Source organism: uncultured Acetobacterium sp. (assembly GCF_927416815.1).
Taxonomy (GTDB): domain Bacteria; phylum Bacillota; class Clostridia; order Eubacteriales; family Eubacteriaceae; genus Acetobacterium.
The window spans coordinates 23,149-31,459 of record NZ_CAKMJU010000032.1 but is presented as its reverse complement, the minus strand read 5'-3'; the positions used below and the strand labels follow the sequence as shown (position 1 = coordinate 31,459).

Below are 8,311 nucleotides of genomic sequence, written 5' to 3'. Positions count from 1 at the left end.
CGGGTCTTTGACAGTTGAATAAAGAAAAAATCCCCCAAAGCCTTATATAGGCTTGTTTTTTTGTCAAATTTCTCATTTAATTATTGCGTACTTTATCGCACTGTGTTATAATGTAGGCGTTAGGGGGCGATGTTAACACATGAGACTTAAGGTGACCAAATCTAAAAATGCAGCTTCACTCTATGTTATAAAATCCGTTTACAACAGTAAAACGCAATCAAATTCATCGAAGATCGTTGAAAAGCTCGGAACTGAAATTGAACTCCGTGAAAAACTTAATGGAGCAGATCCCTATGAATGGGCTAAAGAATATATTAAAACGCTTAATGAAAAAGAAAAGCAACAAAACCGGGAAATACTTGTCCCGTTTAAACAGTCAAAACTTATTGATAAAGGGGAGCAACACTCGTTTAACGGTGGATACCTATTCCTTCAAAAAATATATCATGAACTCAAGCTGGATAAAATCTGTAAGGATATTTCCCGAAAATATAAGTTCGATTTTGACCTGGACGCCATTCTATCACGATTGATTTATGGTCGTGTGATCTTCCCTGCCTCAAAACTCGCAACCTATGCACTTTCTAAAAAATTTATCGAACAACCTCAGTTTGATTTACATCAAATATACCGCGCACTCGAATTTCTCGCGAAGGAGAGCGATTTTATCCAGTCTTCTTTGTATGAAAACAGCTTGAAGATTTCCAAACGAAATACCGGTGTTCTTTTCTATGATTGCACCAATTATTTTTTTGAAATCGAACAAAGCGATGGTGATAAGCAATATGGACCCTCAAAAGAACACCGACCGAACCCCATTATTCAAATGGGTTTGTTTATGGATGGCGACGGCATTCCGCTGGCTTTTAGCATTAATCGCGGGAATATGAATGAGCAACTGACTTTAAAGCCTTTGGAAAAGAAAATTATTTCTGATTTTGAGCTCTCTAAATTTATCGTCTGCACCGATGCAGGGCTGGCTTCAGAAGATAACCGAAAATTTAACGACAAAGAGGGTCGCGCATTTATTACAACCCAGTCACTCAAAAAGTTAAAAGCACATCTGAAAAAATGGGCGCTTGATGCTGAAGGCTGGAAGCTTTCGGGCAGTACTAAAACCTATGACATTTCTAAGCTTGATGAAATAATGGATCAAGCGACCCCAGAAGAAAAAGCAAAAATCATATCCAAAGTATTTTACAAGGAGCGTTGGATTAAAGAAAACAACTTTGAACAACGGCTTATTGTCACCTACTCAATCAAATACAGGGATTATCAGCGTAATATCCGCAAAGCTCAAATCGAAAGAGCTCAAAAAATAATTGAAAACAATCCGATAAAAATCAGGAAATGCAATGCGAACGACTATAAACGATTTATTCATAAAACAAGCTATACGCCTGATGGTGAAATTGCCGAGAAAGAAAAATACAGCATTGATCAGGCGGTCATCCAAAAAGAAGAAGCCTTCGATGGTTTTTATGGTGTTTGTACGAACCTTGACGATGCTGTATCTGAAATCATTAAGGTCAATCACAGGCGATGGGAAATTGAAGAATGTTTCAGGATTTTGAAAAGCGAATTCAAAGCAAGACCGGTCTACTTAAGCAACGATGACAGGATTGAAGCACACTTTACGACTTGCTTTATATCGCTCATTATTTATCGGCTGCTTGAAAAGCGACTAAATGAAGCATTCACCTGTCGTGAGATTGTCACGGGTCTAAGGGATATGGATTTCTTTGAGGTTAAAGGCGAAGGCTATGTTCCAACCTACACGAGAACTAATTTTACCGATGCATTACATGAAGCTTTTGGATTCCGAACTGATTACCAGATTGTTTCTGTGCAAAATATGAAAAAAATTTTCAAAGACACAAAAAAATAAAAAAGTACGCACTTTTTACATCACAGAAAAATCCTGCAAAGCCTGCTGTATCAAGGCTTTACAGGATTTTATTTTTGTTCAAGTGTCAAACTCGGGATATTAACATAATACCATATTTTTTAAAAAACAACAATCAGATTTCTGTTCTGCCTAAGTTGAAGTTAAGTTAGCCGTTTATCAAAGCTATCTATCGGTTTTCATATTATTAAAACAGCATCGCGAACAAAAGCAACATTATAATATGTTATTCTCACTAATTTCATTATAGGGTGTCACGCAAAAAAAAGCAACCACGGTTGCTTTTTTTAGGTTATTTTAATTTATTCTTTTGATTTATTTTATTTCTTTGCATCGAGGAAAGTTCCATGGCTTGGGGTTAAGCTAATTTCATAATCAGCTACTTTCTGGTTTTGCTGATTTTTTTTCAAATCCTGCAAGGTCTTCTGTTGTTCAGCCTGAATGAGATGAATACAGCTTTGATCCATATCTTGAATAAGTTTGACCAGATTATCAATTTGCTGTTTTTCTTGACTGGTACAGACTTGGTTTCGCTTTAATCCGGTAAAATGCTCTTCCATATTCTGTAGCCGCTGAATGAGCTGATCCCGTTCTTCGAGGATTAGAGCCAAACTTTCCCAGTCCTCTATGCTGCTGAGAATTTCTTCACCCTTTGTAACATATTCTTTTAAAATAAGAATTTTTTCCTGACATAACTCATGAGAACCATCATTCATTTGACAGTCACCGGGATTTTAAAGGGTTGCTCATTTTTTCTGCTTCCTTGAACGAATCTTTCAGATCTACAATCAAAGCCATGATACTTTGTAATAATTGGATATCGCGACTGGCGTTTGCTTCACCTAATTTATCAAAAATAAAACTGTACATCTGATTTAATTCCATTGATATGGGATACTGCATATCCAAAGAAAGATTCAAAGAGGTGATAATCTTTTGAGCTTTTGCAATACAATTGTATGCCTTAGCAAAACTATCCTTTTCAATTAAGATTATGCCCATTTTTACTTGTTTTTCTGCTTCCTCAAAGAGCTTGATAACTACCTCTCCTTTTGATAAGGATTCGATCGCATATCGCTTTGATTCCTGATAAGCATTAGCATGTTGCATTACAATTCCTCCTTTCTAAGATTATGAATCTGAACCAAATGATGCGATCATCGAGCCTTGAACGTTTAACCGCTGAAGCGCTGTTTCCAGAGCTGAGAACTTACTCCAATAATGTGTTTCCTGTTTTTTTAACATTTCTTTCAGTTTTGCAATATCTTTATTTGTCCGGGTTATCGTTTCCGTGATCCTGTTTTCAGTACTTGAAAGGGTTGATTCATAACCAGCCAGCTCAATTAGCGAACCACGGCTGCCCTTTGCACCACTCGTTTTAGCTGCACTGTCAATAATTGAATTGAGCTGATTGGCCAACCCGGTATTTTCTGTTGTAAACAAGTCTTTTATTTCATCGCCGCGAGTTTCCAAGGCGGTCTGCAATTTTTCTTCATCAATTTTTAGCTTGCCATTTTCAGTATAACCTGTCGATGTAATCCCCATACTAAAAAGATTGATCCCGCCTTTTACCGCCGAACCATAAATCATTGACTGCATTTTTGCGGTAATGGTTCGCACGGCATTGTCGTTTTGTAATAAACCAGATTTTGCTTTCTTTTCCCAGTTTTCGACTTCTTTTTCGCTCATTTCACTTTTTTGAGCTTCAGTTAGGGGCGTAAAGGCTTTATCCGCCTTTTCTTTGACCAATCCATTCATCATATCGAGCAAATTGTTATAGTCCGTAACAAAGTTCTTGATGTTTTCTTTCAGATCGGTGGTATCGGTGCTCATGTTAATGACGAGTTCTTCACCAATTGCTGTTTTTTCTTTTAGCTCTATCTTAACGCCGTTAACTTCAATATTATTAGAAGATCTAACTACTGCGATTCCATTGATTTCCAGTTCAGCATTCTGTCCATATTCTGTACTGGATTTTCCTCCCAAAAGTCCCAGGGATTCCATCAAATTTCCGGTGGTTTGTGCAATATTAATATTTTCACCCGAACCCGTTTCGCTTGCGGTCAAAGAAATCTTGTCAGTGATTGAAGAATAGGCCATGGTCACTCCTGCCCCACTCGAATTGACTTTACTCATCACCGCTGCAAGGGTGTCAGTGCTTTTAAACGAAAAATCTTTTCCGTTGATTGAAAAATTAAAGTCATCACCATCTAAGGCAACCCCTAAAGAAGATCTCAGATCTGCCAAGCTTTTGGTGGTCGTAAGACGATCAGTTTGTCCCTCAGTAAAGCCTAGCTTTGCCAGTGTTTCTGTATCTCCATTAAGGGCATTTACTGTCAATTGCGAACCGCCGGATGAAAACCCGAGCTTTCCTTCAAGAGTTAATGAAACCTCGACAATTGGACTATTGTCCGACTTTTTCCCAAAGATGCTATCAATTTTATCTTGCATGGCTTTTTCAAATCCATCAGATCCAGCTGCTGCCGCTGCAAAAGCTGCATCAAGTGTAACCGTACGCACCTTGCCATCGAGTTTTAGTAAAAAGGACTTGCTTACATCGCCAGAAATACCGTCTAACAAACCCGAATTCGTAACATCGACATTTCCTGTTAGTGGCTTTGAAACACCCTCAGTACCGCTAATGGTCTGACGCGTCGCTAATTGCTGGACATTCGCAATTTTTATGGTACCTGCTACTGCCCCACTAGTGGCTGAAACCGACAATTTAGACGAAGTTGTCGATGCTTTAATGGTATTGTAAAGCGAAGCACTTCTGAAATTGGTGGCAGATAAAACATCCAAATACTTGCTCTGAAATTCTTTTAAAGCCTTTGATATATTTCGATATGACTCTTGTTTCCATTCCAAGCGCTGAATATTTTGTTGTTGTTTTTCAATTTTTCCCCGATTCGAGCTAGTTAAACTTTCAACTAAAGAATCCGTATCCAATCCTGAAACCAGACCAGCCATCCCGGTTTTGGCCATTAATGGACTCGTTGATGAATTAACTGATGTTGACATTTTTTATCCCTCCAAACTTTATAATCTATTTTCGTAATCATTAAAGACAATTTTATAACACTTATCTTAATATTACTTCGGCCAAATTAGCAAAAACTTTAGCCTTCTTTCTGATAAATGGAAGGTTTAACATATTTAAAGGAATGATCGACCGAAGCCAGCGATTCACTTTGTCCAATAAAGAAATAGCCGCCGGGGAGTAATGAATCATAAAACTTCTGAACGACGTCGTTTTTTGTCGGTTTATCAAAATAAATCATCACATTTCGACAAAAGATGGCATGAAATGGCTTTTTAAATTGAAATCGGGACAGTAAATTAAAGTTTCGGTAGGCCACTCCTTTTCTGATCGGTTCTGAGACCGATAGATATTCCTCATCATAGTCCTTAAAATATTTTCGTTTCCATTCCTGGGGGATCTTGGCAAGCTCTTCCTTCGAGTAAACGCCCGATTTGGCAGTCATTAAAACCTTGTCTGAGATATCGGAAGCCAGGATGGTACTCTCCCAGGAACTTATCTTATTACCCAGATAATCATGGGTAATCATGGCCAGCGTATAGGGTTCCTGGCCCGACGAACAGCCGGCACTCCATACCCGTAAATCTTTGGCTTTTGTTGTTTCATCGACCCAAGGAAGCACCTGCTGTTTGTAAAAATCAAAATGCTCACTTTCCCGTAAAAAGTAGGTATGATTCGTGGTCAGCTTATTGATGAGCACACTAATTTCATCATTCTTTTTATCGTTCTTGACATACTCAAAATAATCCATGTAATTGCTGTAGCCCAGTTGGGACACATAATGACTCAAGCGCCCTTCAATCAGGTGTCGCTTTTTTCGTAAATCAACCCCATAATTAGAGTGCACATAGCTAGTAATGGCCTGAAACTCGTCTTCCTTCAGTTTTATCATTTTCTTACCTCTTAGTATTTATCTTTAACTATGATTCTATTGTTACTGCTTAGTAGTGCTTCTTAATAGTGATCTAAAATAGCCGGGATATCAACAATCAAGCTGATACTACCATTTCCTAAAATTGTGCAGCCGGCAATTCCTGAATTCTTAATGGAATAATGGTTTAGGTACTTGGGGATCGGTTTGACAACAATCTGGTGTTTTTTAATCAGATCATCCATAAACAAGCAGGCAAATGTATCCCCGGAATCGACCAGCATGAGGATACCATCTTCAATATGCGTCTCGCATTTTTTATCTTCAAAAATATCATGGAGCCGAATCAGCGGATAGCATACCCCACGGATCATAACCATTTCGTTGTTGTCCGGATCTTTAATCAATTGGTTTGAGGTAATCTTGAAGGTCTCGCGAATATTACTAATCGGGATTTCGTAAATATCCTCTCCAACTAACACCTCCATACCAGAGATAATCGACAAGGTCAGCGGAATTTTTAAGAAAATATTGGTGCCGGAACCTTTTTCGCTTTCTATTGAAATAGATCCCCCGACTTTTTCAATATTCTTTTTAACCACATCCATACCTACCCCACGACCGGAAAACTCAGTCACTGTTTCTTTGGTCGAGAAACCTGGCGCCATAATTAAGTTAAGAATTTCTTTTTCTGAATACTCTTCTTCTGGCTTCACCAGCAGTTTCTTCTCCTTGGCTTTTTCCAGTATCCCGACTGGATCCAGTCCCTTGCCATCATCACTGACCGAAATAATAATATCTCCACCAACATTCTGAGCCGATAAAATCACCTTGCCGACCGGGTTTTTTCCAGCTGCAATTCGTTCTGCCGTGCTTTCAAGACCGTGATCCATGGCATTTCGAACCAAATGCATCAGCGGATCAGCAATGCCATCGATGATCGTTTTATCAACCTCGGTACTTTCACCCATGGTGATGAATTCAACTTCTTTTTTCAGCTTTTTGCCGACATCTCTGACAATCCGTTGCATTTTTTTAAAGGTGCCAGATATCGGAATCATCCGAATCGACATGACGATGTCTTGTAATTCATCGGTTAGTTTCTGCAATTGGGTTGAGGCTTTTTCAAAACTCTCATCCCGTTTTCCTTCCATGCCAACACTGCCAAAAACCATCGATTCGGTAATAACAATCTCACCAATCAAGTTCATTAGCGTATCAAGCTTATTTAAGTCAACACTAATCAGGTTTTGAACATTGTTTTTCTGTTTGTTGGGATCATTAACCTTTTCAATCGCTTTTTTTGTAGTTACGACATCTTCCGGTTTGGCATCAATTTCTAGCTTAACTTCTTCCTCAAAACAATCAACAAAATCGATGCGTTTGACTGATAGAATGCTTAGTGCAATATTTTCAATGGTTTCTTTATCAGCGGTTGTTTCAAGATGACAGAAAAACCCATTCTTAAGGATTGTTCCCGCCGCTTCGGGATTGTTATTGAGCTGCTCCGGGATCGTTTTAATGACCTTGCCAATTGATTCCAGTTTGTTAACCAGCATAAAGGCGCGGATATTCTCCATTTGGGAATCTTCGTTGAAGCGGGTGTGGAGGCAGTAAATGTTTAGTTTATCACTGATCTGATCCATGTCTGTATTCTCCTCGCTATCCTCAATTTCATCACTCATTATTTCTTCAAAACTGATATCTCCGAAGAAATCCTCTTCATCAGCAGTTTCCAACATATCCGGTTGGCTATCATCCGAAGGGCTGGCGATGAGATCTTCTGGTGTTTTTGCCTCAGTGTCTTGGGATAATCCCCTGATCCGTTTTAAAAAGGCCTCAGTTTCAACAATCAGTTCTTCGTTTTCATCCAGCAAGGTTTCGTTATTCTTAATTTTCTCAACTTCGCCTTTTAAAAAGGTCGAGAAATTAAGAACCAGATCCATTAAATCGCCAAAATCCTCTTTCTTGATTCCATTTTCTCGAATAACGAAAAATAGATCCTCCAGCTTATGTGAGGAATGCGCCAGCATATCAAATTCCATCATCGCCGAAGAACCTTTTATGGTATGCATAATCCGGAAGATTTCATTAATGTCATCCGGTGTTAATTCCGCATTGTCTTCAGATTGAAGTAAAATTTCCTCTAATTGATCAAGCAGTGTTTCCGATTCAAAAATATACATCTCTAAAATGGAATCATTTCCAGAATCATAATTACTCATTTTGTCCATCCTTTATATACATGAAATTTTTATCTTAATTTATTATATCGGCTTTTTGTACTAAATGCACTTTATTTTTTAATTCCTTGTTGATATACCCCAATCGCGTCAAGTTTATCAAGCTTGGCAGAGGATTTTTGAGCGGTTAACCCGGCTTTGATTGATTTAGCTGATATATTCGCTTTATATAATATCGTCAGCGACACTTGATTCCTTAGCGGTTTATTAAAATTGCTGCCCTTCTTTAGCTTTCCTTACCGACTTTTTAA

General features: G+C 38.4%; 6 protein-coding genes. 1 reads left to right on the top strand and 5 read right to left on the bottom strand.

Going from position 1 to position 8,311, the window contains the following annotated elements:
* Window positions 1-151: 151 nt before the first annotated feature.
* Window positions 152-1,888 (top strand): IS1634 family transposase, encoded by a 1,737-nt coding sequence (locus QZ998_RS06585; RefSeq protein WP_366512402.1) that lies wholly within the window; start codon window positions 152-154, stop codon window positions 1,886-1,888.
* Between the two features lie 338 nt (window positions 1,889-2,226).
* Here the strand turns inward: QZ998_RS06585 and QZ998_RS06580 are convergent, their stop codons facing one another.
* The 5 genes from QZ998_RS06580 to QZ998_RS06560 form a co-directional block, all read right to left on the bottom strand.
* On the bottom strand, window positions 2,227-2,622 hold the full coding sequence (locus tag QZ998_RS06580) for a flagellar protein FliT (RefSeq protein WP_296559062.1): 396 nt from the start codon (window positions 2,620-2,622) through the stop codon (window positions 2,227-2,229).
* A 7-nt stretch (window positions 2,623-2,629) separates the two neighbouring features.
* A complete protein-coding gene (fliS, locus tag QZ998_RS06575; protein WP_296559060.1) occupies window positions 2,630-3,016 on the bottom strand; it encodes a flagellar export chaperone FliS in 387 nt (128 codons plus the stop codon).
* 21 nt (window positions 3,017-3,037) lie between these two features.
* Window positions 3,038-4,927 (bottom strand): flagellar filament capping protein FliD, encoded by a 1,890-nt coding sequence (gene fliD, locus QZ998_RS06570; RefSeq protein ID WP_296559059.1) that lies wholly within the window; start codon window positions 4,925-4,927, stop codon window positions 3,038-3,040.
* A 98-nt stretch (window positions 4,928-5,025) separates the two neighbouring features.
* Window positions 5,026-5,838, bottom strand: a complete 813-nt coding sequence (locus tag QZ998_RS06565) for a protein-glutamate O-methyltransferase CheR (protein WP_296559056.1) — start codon at window positions 5,836-5,838, stop codon at window positions 5,026-5,028.
* A gap of 62 nt (window positions 5,839-5,900) precedes the next feature.
* Complete coding sequence (locus tag QZ998_RS06560; protein WP_296559054.1) at window positions 5,901-8,042, bottom strand: chemotaxis protein CheA; 2,142 nt, start codon at window positions 8,040-8,042, stop codon at window positions 5,901-5,903.
* Window positions 8,043-8,311 lie beyond the last annotated feature (269 nt).